Source organism: Pseudomonas sp. FW305-70 (genome assembly GCF_058783925.1).
Genome location: NZ_JBYSYZ010000038.1, coordinates 43,391 through 60,984, shown reverse-complemented (window position 1 = coordinate 60,984; position 17,594 = coordinate 43,391). Strand labels below are relative to the sequence as shown.

18 protein-coding genes and 1 pseudogene are annotated in these 17,594 nt (G+C 61.7%); 3 read left to right on the top strand and 16 right to left on the bottom strand.

Annotated elements, in window-relative coordinates; translation table 11 throughout:
* The coding region (locus AC3WN7_RS23010) for a TerC family protein (RefSeq protein ID WP_442963894.1) at positions 1 to 333 on the bottom strand (333 nt) is incomplete at its 3' end.
* Positions 334 to 362: 29 nt separating this feature from the next.
* Positions 363 to 605, bottom strand: coding sequence for a hypothetical protein (locus tag AC3WN7_RS23005; RefSeq protein WP_095967388.1), 243 nt, complete (start codon positions 603 to 605; stop codon positions 363 to 365).
* A 159-nt stretch (positions 606 to 764) separates the two neighbouring features.
* Here AC3WN7_RS23005 and nhaR point away from each other — a divergent pair, with 159 nt between their 5' ends.
* Positions 765 to 1,664, top strand: a complete 900-nt coding sequence (gene nhaR / locus AC3WN7_RS23000) for a transcriptional activator NhaR (protein ID WP_015094293.1) — start codon at positions 765 to 767, stop codon at positions 1,662 to 1,664.
* On the opposite strand, the gene AC3WN7_RS22995 is transcribed toward nhaR, so the two are convergent.
* On the bottom strand, positions 1,651 to 2,814 hold the full coding sequence (locus AC3WN7_RS22995) for an MFS transporter (protein ID WP_102675106.1): 1,164 nt from the start codon (positions 2,812 to 2,814) through the stop codon (positions 1,651 to 1,653). The genes nhaR and AC3WN7_RS22995 overlap by 14 nt on opposite strands.
* Positions 2,815 to 3,130: 316 nt before the next feature.
* Between AC3WN7_RS22995 and sstT the strand changes: the two genes are divergently transcribed.
* On the top strand, positions 3,131 to 4,363 hold the full coding sequence (gene sstT / locus AC3WN7_RS22990; RefSeq protein ID WP_095967391.1) for a serine/threonine transporter SstT: 1,233 nt from the start codon (positions 3,131 to 3,133) through the stop codon (positions 4,361 to 4,363).
* Positions 4,364 to 4,552: 189 nt separating this feature from the next.
* Here the strand turns inward: sstT and AC3WN7_RS22985 are convergent, their stop codons facing one another.
* The 3 genes and pseudogenes from AC3WN7_RS22985 to AC3WN7_RS22975 form a co-directional block, all read right to left on the bottom strand.
* Positions 4,553 to 5,062: a DUF1993 domain-containing protein gene (locus AC3WN7_RS22985; protein ID WP_102675107.1), complete on the bottom strand. Its 510-nt coding sequence runs from the start codon at positions 5,060 to 5,062 to the stop codon at positions 4,553 to 4,555.
* Positions 5,063 to 5,262: 200 nt separating this feature from the next.
* Complete coding sequence (locus AC3WN7_RS22980) at positions 5,263 to 6,138, bottom strand: SDR family oxidoreductase (protein WP_102675108.1); 876 nt, start codon at positions 6,136 to 6,138, stop codon at positions 5,263 to 5,265.
* A gap of 72 nt (positions 6,139 to 6,210) precedes the next feature.
* Positions 6,211 to 6,993 (bottom strand): annotated as a pseudogene (locus AC3WN7_RS22975) (acyl-CoA dehydrogenase family protein); the annotation flags it as partial.
* Here AC3WN7_RS22975 and AC3WN7_RS22970 point away from each other — a divergent pair.
* Positions 6,994 to 7,134 (top strand): hypothetical protein, encoded by a 141-nt coding sequence (locus AC3WN7_RS22970; protein WP_158247851.1) that lies wholly within the window; start codon positions 6,994 to 6,996, stop codon positions 7,132 to 7,134. It abuts the pseudogene before it with no gap.
* A 329-nt stretch (positions 7,135 to 7,463) separates the two neighbouring features.
* Here AC3WN7_RS22970 and AC3WN7_RS22965 read toward each other — a convergent pair whose 3' ends face one another.
* From AC3WN7_RS22965 to AC3WN7_RS22920, 10 genes are all read right to left on the bottom strand, one after another.
* Positions 7,464 to 7,637 carry a hypothetical protein gene (locus AC3WN7_RS22965; protein WP_173862137.1) on the bottom strand — a complete coding sequence of 58 codons (174 nt, stop codon included), beginning with the start codon at positions 7,635 to 7,637 and terminating at the stop codon, positions 7,464 to 7,466.
* 127 nt (positions 7,638 to 7,764) lie between these two features.
* On the bottom strand, positions 7,765 to 8,805 hold the full coding sequence (locus tag AC3WN7_RS22960; protein ID WP_102675109.1) for a 3-ketosteroid-9-alpha-monooxygenase, oxygenase component: 1,041 nt from the start codon (positions 8,803 to 8,805) through the stop codon (positions 7,765 to 7,767).
* A 178-nt stretch (positions 8,806 to 8,983) separates the two neighbouring features.
* A complete protein-coding gene (locus AC3WN7_RS22955; RefSeq protein WP_102675110.1) occupies positions 8,984 to 10,360 on the bottom strand; it encodes a DUF1329 domain-containing protein in 1,377 nt (458 codons plus the stop codon).
* Between the two features lie 101 nt (positions 10,361 to 10,461).
* Positions 10,462 to 11,664 (bottom strand): helix-turn-helix transcriptional regulator, encoded by a 1,203-nt coding sequence (locus AC3WN7_RS22950; RefSeq protein ID WP_102675111.1) that lies wholly within the window; start codon positions 11,662 to 11,664, stop codon positions 10,462 to 10,464.
* A gap of 76 nt (positions 11,665 to 11,740) precedes the next feature.
* The gene (locus AC3WN7_RS22945; protein ID WP_102675112.1) at positions 11,741 to 12,949 is read right to left on the bottom strand and encodes an acetyl-CoA C-acyltransferase; all 1,209 of its coding nucleotides are present in this window, start codon (positions 12,947 to 12,949) and stop codon (positions 11,741 to 11,743) included.
* 7 nt (positions 12,950 to 12,956) lie between these two features.
* The gene (locus AC3WN7_RS22940; RefSeq protein WP_102675113.1) at positions 12,957 to 13,427 is read right to left on the bottom strand and encodes a MaoC family dehydratase; all 471 of its coding nucleotides are present in this window, start codon (positions 13,425 to 13,427) and stop codon (positions 12,957 to 12,959) included.
* A 10-nt stretch (positions 13,428 to 13,437) separates the two neighbouring features.
* Entirely contained in the window at positions 13,438 to 14,223 is a 786-nt protein-coding gene (locus tag AC3WN7_RS22935) for an SDR family oxidoreductase (RefSeq protein WP_102675114.1), read from the bottom strand.
* Between the two features lie 217 nt (positions 14,224 to 14,440).
* The gene (locus tag AC3WN7_RS22930) at positions 14,441 to 15,319 is read right to left on the bottom strand and encodes an SDR family oxidoreductase (RefSeq protein ID WP_102675115.1); all 879 of its coding nucleotides are present in this window, start codon (positions 15,317 to 15,319) and stop codon (positions 14,441 to 14,443) included.
* A gap of 59 nt (positions 15,320 to 15,378) precedes the next feature.
* Positions 15,379 to 16,530, bottom strand: coding sequence for an acetyl-CoA C-acetyltransferase (locus AC3WN7_RS22925; RefSeq protein ID WP_102675116.1), 1,152 nt, complete (start codon positions 16,528 to 16,530; stop codon positions 15,379 to 15,381).
* Between the two features lie 3 nt (positions 16,531 to 16,533).
* A complete protein-coding gene (locus AC3WN7_RS22920; protein WP_102675117.1) occupies positions 16,534 to 17,592 on the bottom strand; it encodes an acyl-CoA dehydrogenase family protein in 1,059 nt (352 codons plus the stop codon).
* Positions 17,593 to 17,594 lie beyond the last annotated feature (2 nt).

The following is a 17,594-nucleotide window of genomic DNA, read 5'->3' as shown; positions in this document are numbered from 1 at the left end:
GTGATGGATCTCGGTGGTCGCCTTCCACAACAGGAACAGGCCACCGGCGATCAGGATCATGTCTTTCCAGGAAAACGCGTGGCCGAGAATCTCGATCACCGGAGCGGTCAACTGGACGATGAACGCGATGGTGCTCAGCAGACCCAATCGCAGGATCAGCGCCATGCCGATACCAATGCGCCGCGCCTTCTGCCTGTGTTGCTCGGGCAGCTTGTTGGTCAGGATCGAAATGAAGATCAGGTTATCGATGCCGAGCACGATTTCCATCACCACCAGGGTGGCCAGGGCAACCCAGGCAGTGGGGCTGGCGGCAAGTTGTAAAAGGTAGTCCATGGGTCAGTCCTGACTCGTTGTAATACGGTTTAGATTTCCTGGGAGGAAGATTCGGTTTTTTCCGATTCTTTTTCCGATGATTCTTTTTTGCTGATCAACCCACTGGTGGCATCGTTGAGTGCCTGTTCGGCAGCCTTGTGGGTATCGTCAATCGCCTGTTTGGCGCTTTCGGCGGCCTTGCCCATCAACTGTTGAGCGCTTTTCTCGGCCTGGTCGCAACCGGCCAATACCAGTAAAGATGTGATCAACAGCGCCGTGGCTTTAATTTTCATGATGCTTCCCTCGATAGAACGAACGGGACCGAAACGATGGCCCGTTGATAGCGATGCATTCTAGGGAAGCAAACACTTCAGGAAAATTCGTATTTTTGCGGTATATACTTCGATTTTTACGAACCCATACTTCCTCGCTTTTATGTAGGGACCGTACCTATGTTGAATTATCGACAACTGCATTATTTTTGGGTGGTGGCCAAGACCGGCAGCATCGTGCGCGCCTGCGAACAACTGAACCTCACGCCGCAAACCATCAGCGGGCAGATTTCATTGCTGGAACAGACCTTTGGCATCGAGTTGTTTCGGCGCGTCGGACGGCAACTCGAATTGACCGAGGCCGGTCGCCAGGCACTGCCCTACGCCGAACAAATGTTTCAGCTGGGCGGCGAACTGGAACTGATGCTGCGGGCACAACCCAACGAGCAGCAGATTCTGTTTCGTGTCGGGGTGGCCGACGTGGTGCCCAAGTCCATCGTCTATCGCCTGATCGCCCCGACCATGGAGCTGAGCGAACCGCTGCGCATCACCTGCCGCGAAGACAAGCTTGAACGTTTGTTGGCCGACCTGGCGATCCAGCGCCTGGACCTGGTGATCTCAGACAGCCCGATGCCGTCGCACCTGGACATCAAGGGCTACAGCCAGAAACTGGGTGAGTGCGGGATCAGCTTCTTCGCCACCCCTGAGTTGGCGGCACGCTTCGGTCAGGACTTTCCGCGCAACCTGCACGGTGCGCCGTTGCTGATTCCAGGTCCGGAAACCGTAGTGCGCAGCCGTTTGCAGCGCTGGTTCGCCGAGCAGCAGATCCAGCCGCAGATTGTCGGCGAGTTCGACGATAGCGCCCTGATGCAGGCCTTCGGCCAATCCGGCAGCGGGATCTTCATTGGCCCGAGCGTGATTGCCGATGAAGTGCGACGCCAGTATGGCGTGCAAGTGATCGGCCAGACCGATGCGGTGAGCGAGTCGTTCTATGCCATCTCAGTAGAGCGCAAGGTCAAGCACCCCGGCATTGTCGCCATTACCGAAGGTGCCCGACGCGAGCTGTTTACAGCGCTGTAACCGCTTCGCGCGGCTTGAACGTCATCAGGGCGATGGCCAGCAGGATCGAAGCCAGAATGAACGCGGCGGCGGCAAAACCAAGGCCTTGCAGGCCGACGCTGTCGATCACCCGGCCACCGATCATCGCGCCCAGGCCGATACCGAGGTTGGCCCCGGCGATGTTCAGCGACGCGGCAAATGCCGGCGCTTCGGGCGCGGCTTTCATCAGGCGCACATGGCTGACCAGGAACAACGCCGCCTGAGTCACGCCCCAGATGCCCATCGCCGCCGCCAGACCGAGCGGCGAATGGATGTTCGGCACCAGCGCCACCAGGCCGGCAATCATGAATGCGCAGAACATCATTGACGCCATCAGCGGATGCCGATCCACCGCACGGCCGCCCAGGGAGTTGCCGATCAACCCGACCGCGCCGAAGCCCATCAGGCACCAGCCGACCACGGTGCCGTTGAAGCCGGCCAGACGCTCGAGGATGTCGGCCAGATAGGTATAGGCCGTGAACATGCCGCTGAACACGATCACCGACAGCAACACATGACCGAGCATCAGCGGGCTGCGCAGTATCTTGAACTGCGACACAAAGCTCACCTGATGCTGGTGCAGGTTGGTCCTGGGCAGATAGATAAACAGCAGCAGCGCCTTGGCAAAGGCAATGACCGCCAAAATCGCAAAGGCACTGCGCCAGCCGAACGCATCGCAAATCAGCGTGCCCACCGGAATGCCGAACACCGTGGCGCAGACAATGCCGAAGCCGATCTTGGCGATGGCGCGACCGGCGTAATCCGGCCCGACGATGTCCACCGCCGTTTCGCTGGCCAGCGCCCAGAACACCGGTAGCCCCAGCGCCGGGATCAACCGGGCAAACGCCATCACCCAGATGTTCGGCGCCAGCGCCGCCAGCGTATTGGCCAGGCCAAACAGGATCAGCACCGAGATGAACAGCTTGCGCCGCTCGAAGCGAGCGAACCAGGCCGTCAGGAACGGCCCGAACGCGGCCACGGTGAACGCGAACAAGGTCACCAGCAAACCGGCCTGCGGGATGCTGACCTCCAGGTCCCTGGCGATCGCCGGCAACAGGCCAACGATGATGAATTCCGTGGTCAGCACCGTGAAACCGGCGGCAGACAACAGAAGAATGGGCAACAACCGCATGCACAACTCCAGAAAACGACGACACCAGCGATAGCCCGAAGGCCCACTGGCAGACATGAAAATGAGGATGACGAATCTTAACAGAGTGTTTTCGGATGCGGTTGCAAGAACCTGCAATTCGCGTTGAAGACCAGGGCGGCAGTTCGTCACAGGTCTGAAAGATCGGTCCTGCGCTGTGATAAAGTCCGCGCCCTGAAAAACGTACACCCTGTGTTCATCGGTCATTTTGGCGTCGATGTCACGATCCTCTTCGGTTTCCAGCGGGCTGCATGCGCGGTGAAACCTCGCACTAATAAAAAATCAGAGATGCTGCTTTATGACTGCTTCATCCCCCTCTCTATTGCACCGCCTTAAACGCTTGAGCCTGGTTACACAAATTGTGATCGGCCTGATCGCCGGTATTGCCCTGGCGCTGATTGCCCCCGATGTGGCGAAATCCACGGCGTTCATCGGCAAAGTGTTTGTCTCGGCACTGAAAGCCGTCGCACCGATTCTGGTGTTCGTGCTGGTCATGGCATCGATTGCCAACCACAAGCACGGCCAGGAAACCCACATCCGCCCGATTCTGTTCCTGTATCTGCTGGGCACTTTCGCTGCGGCCGTGGTCGCGGTGGTTGCCAGTATGACGTTCCCGTCCAGCCTGGTGCTGTCGACCCAGGACGTCGCGGTCACGGCGCCAGGCGGAATTGGCGAAGTGTTGCAAAGCCTGTTGCTGAGCGTGGTCGACAATCCGGTCAGTGCGCTGATGAACGCCAATTTCATCGGCATCCTGGCGTGGGCCATCGGCATGGGCATTGCCATCCGCCACGCCGGAAACACCACTCGCGAAGTGCTGGGCGATCTGTCCAATGGCGTGACCGTGATCGTGCGTCTGGTAATCCGCTTTGCCCCGCTGGGCATCTTCGGCCTGGTGGCCTCGACCCTCGCCACCTCTGGCTTCGGCGCCCTGATCGGCTACGCGCACCTGCTGGTCGTACTGCTGGGCTGCATGCTGTTCGTGGCACTGGTGATGAACCCGCTCATCGTATTCTGGAAACTGCGCCGCAACCCGTACCCGCTGGTGCTGACCTGCCTGCGCGAAAGCGGCATTACCGCATTCTTCACCCGCAGTTCGGCGGCGAACATTCCGGTCAACCTGGAATTGAGCAAGCGCCTGGGCCTGCACGAAGACACCTACTCGGTATCGATCCCGCTGGGCGCTACCATCAACATGGCGGGTGCTGCGATCACCATCACCGTGCTGACCCTGGCGGCCGTGCACACCCTGGGCATCACCGTGGACATTCCCACCGCGATCCTGCTGAGCGTGGTCGCGGCGATCTGCGCCTGCGGCGCTTCGGGTGTGGCCGGCGGTTCGCTGTTGCTGATTCCGCTGGCGTGCAGCCTGTTCGGCATCCCGAGCGAAATCGCCATGCAGGTGGTGGCGGTCGGTTTCATCATCGGCGTGTTGCAGGACTCGGCGGAAACCGCGCTGAACTCCTCCACCGATGTGCTGTTTACCGCGGCGGCTTGCCTGGGTGAAGAGCAGAAAGCCGAGCGTCTGGCCTGACCCCACCGCCCCATGTGGGAGCGGGCTTGCTCGCGAAGGCGGCATGGCAGGCAACATCAATTTTGAATGTGCCGGCCTCTTCGCGAGCAAGCCCGCTCCCACAGGATTTGTGGTGTAGCTGAAGAATGCGTGCACATGAAAAAGCCCCCGCAACCTGAGGTTGCGGGGGCTTTTTTGTACCTGGGCGGTTTAGAACGCGCCCATGTAGTCGCGCTTGCCCACTTCCACGCCGTTGTGGCGCAGCAGTGCATAAGTGGTGGTGACGTGGAAGAAGAACTGCGGCAGGCCGTAGGTCAGCAGATAGGACTGGCCGCTGAAGCGCTTCTCTTTCGGCGTGCCCGGACGGGTGACGATCTCGATGCCTTCCTTGCCGTTGATCTGCGCAGGCGTGAACTCGCCGATGTAAGCCAGAACTTTGCTCAGCAGCGCTTGCAGTTCGGCGAAAGTGGTTTCGGTGTCGTCGTACTTCGGCACTTCAACTTCAGCCAGACGGGAAGAAACGCCCTTGGCGAAATCAACGGCGATCTGTACCTGGCGCACCAGCGGGAACATGTCCGGGAACAGGCGCGCTTGCAGGAAGGCGTTAGGGTCGATGTTTTTTTCGGCGGCGTGCGCCTCGGCCTTTTTCAGTACATCGCTCAAGGCGTTGAGCATTTGCTGGAAAACAGGCACGGAAGCGTCGTACAGGGAAATGGTCATGGCAGGTCTCGTGTGGAGGAACGTGGGTCATGTGCATCTGTAGGAGCGAGCTTGCTCGCGATGGACGTTAACGAAAACGCGTCCTGTCTGGATGAACGCGTTGCACCTGAGTCCATCGCGAGCAAGCTCGCTCCTACAGGGGATCGGTTTTGGATCGTGGGCCGATTATAGCCATGCCGCCCTCCAGAGACCGGTCTTTTTCAGCTGCCGTACACTTTGGCCGCCGGGACCGCTTGCGTCAGCAGTTGCGCGACGGCATCGCCCATCTCGCCAACCGCCCAGCGGCCCTGGCGATCCAGTTGCGGGCCAGGGCGCCAGCCATCGGCGATCGACAACTTGCCGCCCTCGACTTCAAACATCTGTCCGGTCACCTCGGCGGACGCCTCGGAACCCAGCCACACCACCAGCGGCGCGACGTTTTCCGGGGCGAAGTAATCGAAGCCCGCTTCAGGCTTTTTCATGGTGTCGGCGAACACTTGCTCGGTCATCCCGGTACGCGCGGCCGGCGCCAGGGCGTTGGCGGTGATCCCGTAACGACGCAGTTCAGCCGCCTGCACCAGCGTCAGCGAGGCAATACCGCCCTTGGCCGCCGCATAGTTGGACTGTCCAATGGAACCCTGCAAACCGGCTCCGGAACTGGTGTTGATGATCCGCGCATCAACCTTGGCACCGCCCTTGGCCTGCTCACGCCAGTACTTCACGGCGTGGCTGGAAATGCAGAAGTGGCCCTTGAGGTGCACCGCCACCACGGCGTCCCAGTCGGATTCGCCGAGGCTGGCGAACATGCGGTCGCGGCAGATGCCGGCGTTGTTGACCACCACGTTCAGGTCGCCAAAGGTTTCGATGGCCTGGTGCATGATCAACCCCGCCGAGTCATAACGGGTAATGTCGTCACTGTTGGCCACGGCACTGCCGCCCTGGCCGAGGATGTCGCCGACCACGGCCAGGGCTGCTTCGCGGTTGATGTCGTTGACCAGCACTTTCGCGCCTTCGGCGGCGAAGGCCAGCGCATAGGCGCGGCCCAGACCGCCACCGGCGCCGGTGATGATCACCACGCGGTTTTCACAGATACTCATGCGGGTACTCCTTCAAATTCATCACTAATCGACACAATCCCCTGTGGGAGCGGCGTCACCCTTACTGACTGGTTAGAACGTACTGCCCGCACCCAGCGCCGAATTGCCGTCGAACAGCACCGCGCGAATCCGCCCTTTGTGATGGCCGCGATCGCCCCAGACCTTGTCCAGCGCCCAGGCGCGTTTCATTAACAGATGCAAGTCGACCTCCCAGGTGTAACCCATGGCGCCGTGGGCCTGGATGGTGTTCTTCGCGGCGAGCAGGGCCGCTTCCGCGGTTGCCAGTTTGGCGTGGGACACCAGCACGTCCTGCCCCGGTTGCTGCTCGGCCAGCGCATAAGCGGCGCGGTATAGCGGACCTTTGGCGAACTCAATCTGCACTGCGACGTTGGCCATCAAGTGCTTGACGGCCTGGAACGAGCCCACCTGTTTGCCGAACTGCTTGCGCTCAAAGGTGTAATCCACCGCCAGGTCGACCATGCGTTTGGCCAGCCCGAGCAATTGCGCGGCACTGGCGAGGGCACCACGATTGAAGGCGGCCGCCCACAGGCGTCGGCCCTGCTCACCGCTGGCAACGCAGGTAGCGGGGGTAGGCGTCCACTCGACCTGGAACAGTTGACGGCTCGGGTCGACCGACTCGTTGCGGGTCAGGCGTACGGCCTCACGCTCCAAGGCGTGCACTTCGTCGCCATTGGCCAGCAACAGCAGATCGGCGACATGGGCATCGCTGACCAGCGGATTACCTGGCTCGGAAACCGCGAGACGCGCGCGGCTCTCGGCAACTCGCGAGAGCCATTTTTGTTTGAGTGGCGCGTGTTGCTCATCGAGGGCGGCGAGCAACGGCACGCCGTTCAGTTGCAAGAAGCCAAGATCGAGCAGCAATTGCTGATCGGGGTGCAGTCACTGCGTAACCAATTGCTGGAACACGCACAGGCGAAGGTGACCCAGGAACAGGCGCGCAGCGCTGAGCGCGAACAACGTCTGGTGGAGCAATAACTCGCTGCGCAAGAGGAGCTGCGGGAACATGCTCCACTCCCACTTTTTCGCTACAGGCTTTATTAAGCCTTTGTCACTTACAAAAACATGCTTAATAAAACTTGAGGACGCCAATAAAATTGCTCACCACCTTCAGACTTATACATGCCTACACTGGCTAGCTAGACAATTCGCTTATCCACTCAATTTTGCAATTTTGCGTGAAAATTCAGCCTCAAGAGAAAAAAAACCAGAAAAAAGGAAATTACCCACTAAGGCATTGCTTCCCTTTATCCTCGGTCCAAATCCTAGTGAAAAGCCATGGTCATGGAAGGGGTCTGAGTGTGTCCCTAGCGCAAATTAAACCAGTTCGGCACGCTCGAACTCATCGCAACACAGCTCGCATACCGCTTGCAGGCCTTGGCGCTGGCCGACTCGGGCGGCACCGAAATCTGCACGATCAACACCAGCAAACACAGGATCAGCAAGGGAACGTAATAGGCAAGAAGACTTTTTATTTTCATTGTCAGTGCTCTCATGACCTTTGAATCGGGCTTGCGTGACTGCCAGTACATCCAGGGTGGCAGTGCCCTTGCGAACGGCGCCTTCGAGTGACCATTGCTGGTCTCTCGAAGGCACCCTGCTGCTCTATCAGCGCTCGTCGACCGTCACGAACTCGCGACGTTCGGCCATGAATGCAGGCACGTCGTCCTCATTGGTGAAGAACTGCTCGTACCACTCGCGCAGCTGGTAGACCGGGCCATCGGTTTCTGCCAGAACCGGCTTGTCGATACGGATCTTGTGCTTCCAGATCACCACGTCCTGGTAGAACGAGTCGCGGTTGCCCTGGACATAGGCCCTGGCCACTTCCTGGTTCTGCTCTTCGGTCCAGCCCGGCACGCGCTTGACCATGCAACCAAAACGCAGGTCGAAGCTGTTCGGCGTCACCGGCACATGGCTGTTGAGCAAAATGGCGTGGATGCGCACATCGCCGAACATCGAGCTGATGTGCGTGAAGTGAGTGGCCGGCCCGTAGTAGGCCGATGGCGCGATCAGGTCGCCGCCAAGGCGCTCGGAGTCGCCATGGAAAATCTGATGGCCGATGTGGCCTTCGAAGACGTTGGCGAAATATTTGGTCGGCGTACCGTGCACCGGCCCGAAGTGCTGGGCATCCACCAGGTTATCGACCAACTCCCGCGGGTTGGTTTCGATGTGCATGGTGTCGATGTTCCAGTCGTGTACCCAGTCCGGATCGTCCATCTCGGGCAGGTGCGGAATGACCACGCCCTCTTTTGGCGGACGGCCTTCGGGGTTGTTCCAGACAAACAGCAGGTTATTTTCCTCGCAGGTCAACCAGCTGCGGGTCTTGGCCTTGGGTGGGATGCGCTTGCAGTAGGGGATCTCCACGCACTTGCCGCCGGTGTCGTACTTCCAGTGGTGGAACGGGCACACCAGCCTGTCGTTCTCGATGGTGCCCTGGGACAGGTCGGCGCCCATGTGCGGGCAATAGGCGTCCAGAATGCTGATGGTGCCCTGGCTGTCGGCAAAGGCCACCAGACGGACGCCAAACACTTCCAGGGTATGGGGCTTGCCATCACGGTAATCGCTGGCATTGCCCAGGCAGTGCCAGCCGCGTGCGTAACGGTGGGTACGCTGGGCGTTCTCGATGTTGATTTCAGCGAGTTTGGTCATTGTTATTGTTCCTCGAATGCAGACTTCGGGGCAGGCCATGCCCCTAAGAAATACAGGGTGATCCCATGGCGAACATCATTGAGTAGTCGCGCAAGGAGAACATCCTTCAGTTGGACTAGATCAAATGCGACCGGCTCTCAATCGGCGCCCATGACACAACGGGCGCCGTGCTTGCCGGTTACTGGCCGAAGCGCCGGGCGGCTTCCGGGCCGAAGTCCCGGGGACTGAAACCGGGTTTGTTCAACAGGTAGCCGTTACGCTGCTCGTTGATCAGGTTGAACGCCAGGTAGCTGCCGGCATTGAGGTCGTAGTACAGGCCGACGCCCGCCTGCTGACGCTGGCTTTCGTAGGCGTAGAAGTAGTTGACCATCGAGGTGCGCCACAGCTCGCCACGGTTGTCGTAGTTGTCGGCGAGCATCGGGAACCAGGTGTCTTCGTCGACATACAACTTGCGTTTGCCATACAGGTGGCGATAGCCCGGCTTGAGGGTGCCTTCCAGCTCCCAGACGCGATGGAGCTCATAACGCATGGCCTCGGGATTGATGTGGCCAGGGGTCAACAGGTCGGCGTATTTGAGATTGGCCGCATGCAGGCGATAGGTGTTGTAGGGGATGTACATCTCGCGCTTGCCGACGATCTTCCAGTCGTAGCGCTGGCCGGAGCCGTTGAACAGGCGCACTTCGTCCACGGTGATCGATCCACCGCTGCCCGGGAAGGACATGTCGAAGCCATAGCCCGGGGATTGACGCACGCGGCGGGTGCCCGGATCGTAACGCCAGGCCTGGCGCGGTTCGGTCTTGTCGTTCCAGAACTCGGTGCCGGTATTGATCTCGCCCTTGTCTCGTTGCGGCAGCAGGGTTTCGTTGAGATAGAACGACGAGTTGCCGCTGGTTTCACCAATCTTGCCCGGCTCCAGTGATGGCGCCAGGTTGCGCGAATGCACGCGGCCCCAGTTGATGTTGCCGTCCTTGAGTACATAGGCGTTGTCGGAGACATACTCCTCGGTCCAGGCGCGCAAGGTAAAAGTCGAGGCGTTCTTCAACAGTTCCAGACCGCTGCGCGGCACCGGGAAAGGTGTGCCGCCGGTTTTGCCGACCACCCCTTCGCCGTCATCCACCAGACGCGCGACGCTGGCGTTCTCGCGAGTGGCCTGGCAGACCGCGTCGTTGTAACGGAAATCCCGATGCGAGGGATAGACTGGCATTTTGTAGGTGCCCGGGTACAGCTTGAACAGGGCTTTCTGGCCATCGGACAGGTAGGCGCTGTATTGCGCGATGTTCTGCCCGGTGATCACGAACAGCGGTTTTTCGTCCGGGTACGGATCCACCGGGTGGTTGCCTGTGCCCTTGAAATCAATGTGGGGCGGTGCCCCCAGCCACTTGCCGCTGAATGCTGGAATGCTGCCGTCGGCATTGCCGGCCTTTTCTGCGCCCAGGCACGTCAAGTCGTTGCCCAGTCGCGGGATGTCCTCCGGTGCGGCATCCACCGTGCCGATGGCACAGCATCCCAACAACAACATCAACGCCCAGCCAGGGGACTGATTACTGCCGGTCATTTTTATTCTCCTTGGATTCGACAACGGTTGCCCAGTATCGACAGGCCAGGAACCCGGCAGCATCGTCCGCACGGACTAACGCATTTTTGCGCAGACCCTCATCAAAGCCGGGCCCCCGCTGGCTGCGGCGCACCCAGCGCCACCACGCTGTTGAGCATGATCCGCACTAGTTCGGTCTGACGCCGCACGCCGGTCTTGGAAAAAATCGAACGCAGGTGTGCACGCGCGGTATTGCGCCGGATATTGAGCAGTTCCGAGGCTTCCTCCAGCGACAGGCCGTTGGCCAGTTCCAGGGCCAGCGCGGTTTCCGCCGGGGTCAGGTTGTACAGCTGCGAAGTCAGCACCGTGCTCACCAGCGACTTGCTCACCGCATCGCGCACATACACCACCACCGTGGGCTTGCCGTTACCTTCGAGCAAATCCCGGGAGGGAATCAACTCCACCACAACCCCCAGGCTGACCTGCCCTGAAGGACGGGAAATCGACGTCGCCTCGGCCACCTGCACACCCTTGCCGGCGCCCTGCCGGGCACGCTGGAAGGCATTGCGCACCAGACGCGTCAACTCGCGATTGTCACTGGGGTACGTCGCCTCCAGCCGACCGCCCACCACCTTGAGGCCGTCCTGACTGTCGAGAATCTCCCGGGCCACGGGATTGAGTTGCACCACGCTGCCGTTTTCATCGAGGACGATGGTCGCCACCGCGAGGCGGCTGATCGTCTGCGAATACAGGCTGCCGAGGGATTCGCTGCGGTCGAGCAGCGAATACATGTGCAGGGTCCGGCGCAAGTGCGGCAACAACATGGCGCACATGGCCCGCTCGGTGTCACTGAAACCTGGCTGACTCTGTGGTCGATTGATCCGAAAACGCACCGTGCCGCCATCCGGCATGCGGATATCGGCACCGAGCATGTGGTAACAATCGTAGGGTTGGCAGTACAGCAGGTAAAACGCCGAACTGGCCCATTCGGCATCGCTCATCAGCTCATCGATGGTGAACACGGTGTCGGTGGGCAAGCCGTCGAACAGGGTGGATTTGGCGTAGTAGGCGAAATGGTTGATCCCGCCCTGCCCCAGTTCGATATCACCGGCGACCACCATCGGTGACAACAGCGGTTCATCCTGGACCCGCAGGATCAAGGTCACGAAATTGGCCTTGAACAACGCGCGGATCTCGCGCAACGAGTCGCTCAGGCAGCGGGTGTTCATCGCCGCTTCGTAGATGTTGCCAATGATCCGTTCGTACTCGGCCAGCTCCAGGCCCATTTGCGCCAGGACCTGTGCATTGGGCATACAACTTTGCATAACCATTCCCCAGCAGCGGGCCCGACCTGCGGGCCCCCATGGATTGAATCGAGACAGCGGCAGCGCCCCGCTCGCCTCACGGCAGCTCGAACAGGCCGGCGGCGCCCATGCCACCTCCGATGCACATGGCAATCACCACATAGCGCACACCGCGCCGGCGACCTTCGAGCAAGGCGTGGCCGACCATCCGAGCGCCGGACATACCGAAGGGGTGACCGATGGCAATCGCCCCGCCATTGACGTTCAGGCGCTCGGCCGGGATCTGCAGCGCGTCGCGGCAATGCAACACCTGGCTGGCAAAGGCCTCGTTGATCTCCCACAGACCGATATCCGCCACCCCCAGGCCAAAGCGCTTGAGCAGCTTGGGAATGGCGATCACCGGGCCGATGCCCATTTCCTCGGGTGCGCATCCGCCCACGGCAATGCCGCGGTAGATGCCCAGCGGCGTCAACCCCCGGCGCTTGGCCTCGGCGCGACTCATCAGCAGGCTGGCCGCGGCACCGTCAGAGAACTGCGAGGCGTTGCCGGCGGTGACGAACTCGCCCTGCCCGATCCATTTGCCGTCCTTCCACACCGGCTTCAATCCCGCCAGGTCTTCCAGGCGCGTATTGGGCCGGTTGCACTCGTCACGCAGGACCTGCACGCGTTCATGGCCATTGGGCTGGCCATCGGCGGCGAACAACAGCTTGTCCACGCTCAAGCCGACGATTTCCTCATCGAACAGGCCGTCCCGTTGAGCGGCAGCGGTACGCAGCTGGCTTTGCAGCGAGTACTCATCCTGGGCGGCGCGACTGATGCCATAGCGGCGCGAGACGATCTCGGCGGTTTCAATCATCGGGACGTAGGCACTGGGCATCACCTGCAGCACCGCTTCGGACTGGGCGCGGAAGCTGTTCTTGTGTTTGGTCTGGGTCAGCGACAGGGACTCCACGCCGCCGCCGATGGCGATGCTCATCTCGCCCGTCATGATGCCCTTGGCCGCCACGCCGATACTCATCAGGCCCGAGGCGCACATCCGGTCCAGGGCCATGCCCGACACGCTGTCCGGCAAACCGCCGGTGTAGGCACAAAGCCGGCCGATGTTGTAGGCCTGGGTGCCCTGCTGGACCGCCGCGCCCATGATCACATCCTCGACGTCAGCCGGCTCGATGCCGGCGCGCTCGACCACCGCGCGCACCACATGTCCGCCCAGCACCGGGGCCTCGGTATCGTTGAACGATCCGCGAAACGACTTGGCCAGCGCGGTACGGGCGGTGGCGACGATGACGACTTCATTCAGGTCCATGGGGAACTCACTCGGAAATTGGGTTGAAGGTGTAGCGGCTGATGGTGTCGATCACGCAGCCCGGGCGCGCCTGGCCCTCGACTTCCACGGTGATGCGCACCACCAGTTGCACGGCGTCGCCCAGTGTTTCGGCGCGGATGATCTGGCCGCTGCCGCGCACCCGGGAATCGACCTTGACCGGCGCCGGGAAGCGCACCCGGTCGCTGCCGTAGTTGACGCCCATCGCCATGTTTGAAAGGGTCAACAACTGCGGCATGAACAGATTGGCCAGGGATTGGGTCAGGTAGCCGTGGGCAATGCAGGCACCGAAGGGACCGCTGGCGGCGCGCACCGGGTCAACATGAATCCACTGGTGATCACTGGTGGCTTCGGCGAACAGATCGATGCGTTGCTGATCGATGGTCAGCCATTCGGTGTGGCCCAGGTCCAGGCCTTCGGCCGCAAGCAAAGCCCGGGCACTGCTGAAAACGTGACTCATGTAGCAATCCTCAAGCTTGTTGGGAACTGACGGACAGCACTTCGCCGACCATGTAGGAGGCATAGTCACTGGCCAGGAACATCATCACGTTGGCCACTTCCCAGACCTCGGCGGCGCGACCGAACGCCTCGCGCCCGGCGAGGCTGGCAAGCAGCTCTTCGCTGGAGGCTTTCTTGAGGAAATCGTGCAGGGCAATCGAAGGTGATACCGCGTTGATGCGCACACCGAACTCGGCGGCTTCCAGGGCGCTGCAGCGGGTCAGCGCCATCACCCCGGCCTTGGCGGCGGCGTAATGGGCCTGTTCCTTCTGTGCCCGCCAACCGAGCACCGAGGCGTTATTGACGATGGCCCCCGCGCCACGGCGCTGCATGTGCGGCAACATCGCCCGGGTCATACGGAAGGTGCCGGTCAGGGTCACATCCAGTACCCGCAACCACTCTTCGTCGCTCATCTCCACCACGCGCTTCTGGCCACCCAGGCCCGCGTTGTTGATCAACACATCGACCCCGCCCAGCGCCTCTTCGGCCGCAGCCACCAGGGCCTGGACTTCGTCCTCGAGTGTGACATTGCACAGCTGGCCATAAATTGCCTGCAAACCGGTCTCGGCCTTGAGGCGCTCCACTGCGTCTTCCAGGCGCCGCGCATGCACGTCGGAAATCATCAGCGCGCGACAACCTTCCTCGGCACTGCGGCGGGCCGCCGAATAACCGATACCGGCACCGGCGGCGGCGGTAATCAACACCGACTTGCCGGCCAGCAATTGATGACCGGGAACATAAGGGGGGGCTTGTTTCACAGCGTCTACCTCCGAAGAAATCAATACGCTGCAGTTGTACGGAGCGGGCGATGCGGGCACATCGTCAAAATGGGGTATGAAGGCGAAGAACGATAAAACCGAGGCGTCTGGTTTTCTGTAGGAGCGAGGCTTGCCCGCGAAGAACGATGACGCGGTGCAACAGATACACCGCGACGCCTGGTTCGCGGGCAAGCCTCGCTCCTACAGGGCAACCCTTTCAACTCCCCCAGACTTTCTGTGCCTTTGGCGCTTCGGCAAGGATCGCGTCCACTGCCGCGCCGATTTCTTCAACCTGCCACAACGCGCCTTTGTCGCGGGTGACGCCGGTGCGCCAGCCGTCACCGAGGGAAATTCGCCCGCCCAGGCTTTCGAAAATCTGGCCGCTGACGTGGGCCGACGCCGGGCTCCCCAGCCACACCACCAGCGGCGCGACGTTTTCGGCGGCCCAAGCGTCGAAGCTGCCGTCTTCGGGTTTTTTCACCACGTCGGGCATGGCGCTCTCGGTCATCGAGGTGCGTGCAGCTGGCGCCAAGGCGTTGGCAGTGACGCCGTAGCGAGCCAATTCCGCCGCCTGCACCAGGGTCAGCGCGGCGATGCCGCCCTTGGCCGCCGAATAATTGGACTGCCCCACCGAACCTTGCAGGCCGGCGCCGGAGCTGGTGTTGATGATCCGCGCGTCGACCGGCGTGCCGGCCTTGGCCAGGTCGCGCCAGCGGCGGCCGAGGATGTTGGCCAGGCAGTAATGGCCCTTGAGGTGGACGCGCATGACCATGTCCCAGTCCTCTTCACTGAGGCTGATGAACATGCGGTCACGCAAGACCCCGGCGTTGTTGATCAGCACATGCACTTCACCGAATGCCGCCAACGCTGCATCGACGATGCGTTGCGCGGTGGCCAGGGTCGTTATGTCGTCACTGTTGGCAATCGCCTGACCACCGTTGGCGCGAATCTCCCCCGCCACATCTTCTGCGGCCTCGGCACGGATATCGTTGACCACGACACTGGCCCCTTGCGCGGCGAACGCCAAGGCGTAGGCGCGACCGAGTCCGCCGCCGGCCCCGGTGATGATCACGGTGCGGTCTGCACACATAGCCATGTTTGACTCCTCAAAATGTTGGGTGGCCGCGCGCGCGAAGCGGCGGCCCGCATAAAAAATTACAGGCGTTCGATGATGGTCACGTTGGCCTGGCCGCCGCCTTCGCACATGGTTTGCAGGCCGTAGCGGCCACCGCTGCATTCCAGTTCGTTGAGCAGCGTGGTCATCAGTCGTGCGCCGGTTGCGCCCAACGGGTGGCCGAGGGCAATCGCACCACCGTTGACGTTGGTACGCGCCGGGTCGTAATCCAGCTCCTTGGCCCAGGCCATGACCACCGAGGCAAACGCTTCGTTGATCTCGACGCGGTCGATGTCAGCCATGCTCAGGCCGCTTTTGGCCAGAGCCCGGCGGGTCGCGGCAATCGGTGCGGTGAGATGCCAGATCGGATCGTCACCAAGCACCGTCAGCTGATGAATCCGCGCCCGTGGCGTCAGGTCGTAGCGCTTGAGCGCCGCCTCGGACACCACCAGCAGCGCCGCCGAGGCGTCGCAGGTCTGGCTGGACACGGCAGCGGTGATCGACGGGAACTGTGGGTCCACCGGCTGCAATTCGGCCATCCTCGCCAGGCTGCTGTGGCGCGGGGTTTCATCCACCGCCAGGCCCTGGCAGCTGACGATTTCCCGGGCAAATCGGCCACTGGCGATGGCCGCCAGGGCGCGTTCGTGGCTTTGCAGGGCAAAGGCTTCCATTTGCTCGCGGCTGATTTGCCAGTGATCGGCAATCCGTTGTGCGGCGTAGAACTGGTTCACTGGTTGCTGGCCAAAGCGCGCACGCCAGCCAATGCTGCCCGAGAACGGATCGGCAAAGCCCAGGGGCTGGCCGGCGAGCATCGCCGAGGAAATCGGGATCTGGGTCATGGTCTGCACCCCGCCCACTGCGACCACATCCTGGGTGCCGCTCATCACCGCCTGCGCGGCGAAGTGCAACGCCTGTTGCGACGAACCGCACTGGCGATCGACCGTGGTGCCGGGCACGGTCAGCGGCAAACCGGCGGCAAGCCAACTGGTGCGGGCGATATCGCCGGCCTGGGAACCGATGGTGTCGACGCAACCGAATATCACGTCGTCGTAGTCTTCAGCGGGGATCACATTGCGTTCCACCAGCGCCTTGAGCACATGGGCGCCCAGATCAATCGCGTGGATCTCGCTCAATGCGCCCTTGCGCTTGCCGGTGGGACTGCGCAGTGCATCAACAATGTAGGCCTGTGCCATGACTCATTCCTCGAAAGTATGCCCCGGCCCCAGGCCGGTGGCGTCGGCGAACAGGTAGTCGCTGACACGGGTTTTGTGAAAGCCGCGGTCGCCCCAGGACGCATCGAGGGCCCAGGCGCGTTTCATGAACATCTGCAAATCCACTTCCCAGGTGTACCCCATCGCACCATGCACCTGGATGCCTTTGCGGGCGGCGATCCAGCTCGCCTCGTTCGCCGCCAGGCGCGCTTGCGAAACCCAGACACCGGCGTTGACGTCGCCCCGGGCCAGGGCGTGAGCGGCGCGGTACAGCACCGGCTTGGCCTGTTCGATGTGACGGGCGACATCGGCCAGGTGATGCTTGACCGCCTGGAAGCTGCCGATCGGCTTGCCGAATTGTTTGCGCTGGGCCACGTAGTCCACCGACAGGTCGAGCATGCGTTGCGCCAGCCCCAGCAGTTGCCCGGCCACCGACAGCGCGCCACGGTCGAGCAGGCGCTCCTGTAAGGCACGCCCCTGCTCGCCACTGGCCACGCAGGTCGCTGGCGAAGGCGTCCAGATCACCCGACCCAGGCGCCGCGAAGCATCGATGCTCGGATGGTTTTCCACGTCCACCTCAGAGCGCGGCAGCACATGGATGTCATCGCCGTCGGTGAGTATCAGCACTTCGGCCAGTTGCGCGTCGCTGACCAGGGCATTGACCGGATGACTGATCGCCATGCGCAAGCTGCCATCGGCGATCCGTGGCAACAGGTCGGCACGGGCCGGATGCTGGGCAGGCAGTCCGGCGAGCAAGCCGCTGGCGACATAGGCCGTGTCGGCCAATGAGTCGGGAATCGCGTAGTAACCCAGTTCCTGGGTCATCAGGGCCCAGGTCACATCGTCCATGCCCAGGCCGCCTTCGGCCTCGGGCACCGACAAGGCAGTGAGGCCCTGGCCGGCGATCTTGTTGCGCAGGTCCCGGGAGCGCCCGGCATCGGTCTCCCAGATTTCCCGGAGCATTTCCGGGGCGGCTTCGGTCATCAGGAAACGACTGATGGCTTCGTGGAACGCCAACTGGTCATCGTTAAAAGTGAAGTCCATGG

What these genes read in the sequence shown, in the direction of transcription:
- AC3WN7_RS23005 (WP_095967388.1), bottom strand. Translation starts at nt 605, where the DNA reads ATGAAAATTAAAGCCACGGCGCTGTTGATCACATCTTTACTGGTATTG.
- nhaR (WP_015094293.1), top strand. Translation starts at nt 765, where the DNA reads ATGTTGAATTATCGACAACTGCATTATTTTTGGGTGGTGGCCAAGACC.
- AC3WN7_RS22995 (WP_102675106.1), bottom strand. Translation starts at nt 2,814, where the DNA reads ATGCGGTTGTTGCCCATTCTTCTGTTGTCTGCCGCCGGTTTCACGGTG.
- sstT (WP_095967391.1), top strand. Translation starts at nt 3,131, where the DNA reads ATGACTGCTTCATCCCCCTCTCTATTGCACCGCCTTAAACGCTTGAGC.
- AC3WN7_RS22985 (WP_102675107.1), bottom strand. Translation starts at nt 5,062, where the DNA reads ATGACCATTTCCCTGTACGACGCTTCCGTGCCTGTTTTCCAGCAAATG.
- AC3WN7_RS22980 (WP_102675108.1), bottom strand. Translation starts at nt 6,138, where the DNA reads ATGAGTATCTGTGAAAACCGCGTGGTGATCATCACCGGCGCCGGTGGC.
- AC3WN7_RS22965 (WP_173862137.1), bottom strand. Translation starts at nt 7,637, where the DNA reads ATGAAAATAAAAAGTCTTCTTGCCTATTACGTTCCCTTGCTGATCCTG.
- AC3WN7_RS22960 (WP_102675109.1), bottom strand. Translation starts at nt 8,805, where the DNA reads ATGACCAAACTCGCTGAAATCAACATCGAGAACGCCCAGCGTACCCAC.
- AC3WN7_RS22955 (WP_102675110.1), bottom strand. Translation starts at nt 10,360, where the DNA reads ATGACCGGCAGTAATCAGTCCCCTGGCTGGGCGTTGATGTTGTTGTTG.
- AC3WN7_RS22950 (WP_102675111.1), bottom strand. Translation starts at nt 11,664, where the DNA reads ATGCAAAGTTGTATGCCCAATGCACAGGTCCTGGCGCAAATGGGCCTG.
- AC3WN7_RS22945 (WP_102675112.1), bottom strand. Translation starts at nt 12,949, where the DNA reads ATGGACCTGAATGAAGTCGTCATCGTCGCCACCGCCCGTACCGCGCTG.
- AC3WN7_RS22940 (WP_102675113.1), bottom strand. Translation starts at nt 13,427, where the DNA reads ATGAGTCACGTTTTCAGCAGTGCCCGGGCTTTGCTTGCGGCCGAAGGC.
- AC3WN7_RS22930 (WP_102675115.1), bottom strand. Translation starts at nt 15,319, where the DNA reads ATGGCTATGTGTGCAGACCGCACCGTGATCATCACCGGGGCCGGCGGC.
- AC3WN7_RS22925 (WP_102675116.1), bottom strand. Translation starts at nt 16,530, where the DNA reads ATGGCACAGGCCTACATTGTTGATGCACTGCGCAGTCCCACCGGCAAG.
- AC3WN7_RS22920 (WP_102675117.1), bottom strand. Translation starts at nt 17,592, where the DNA reads ATGGACTTCACTTTTAACGATGACCAGTTGGCGTTCCACGAAGCCATC.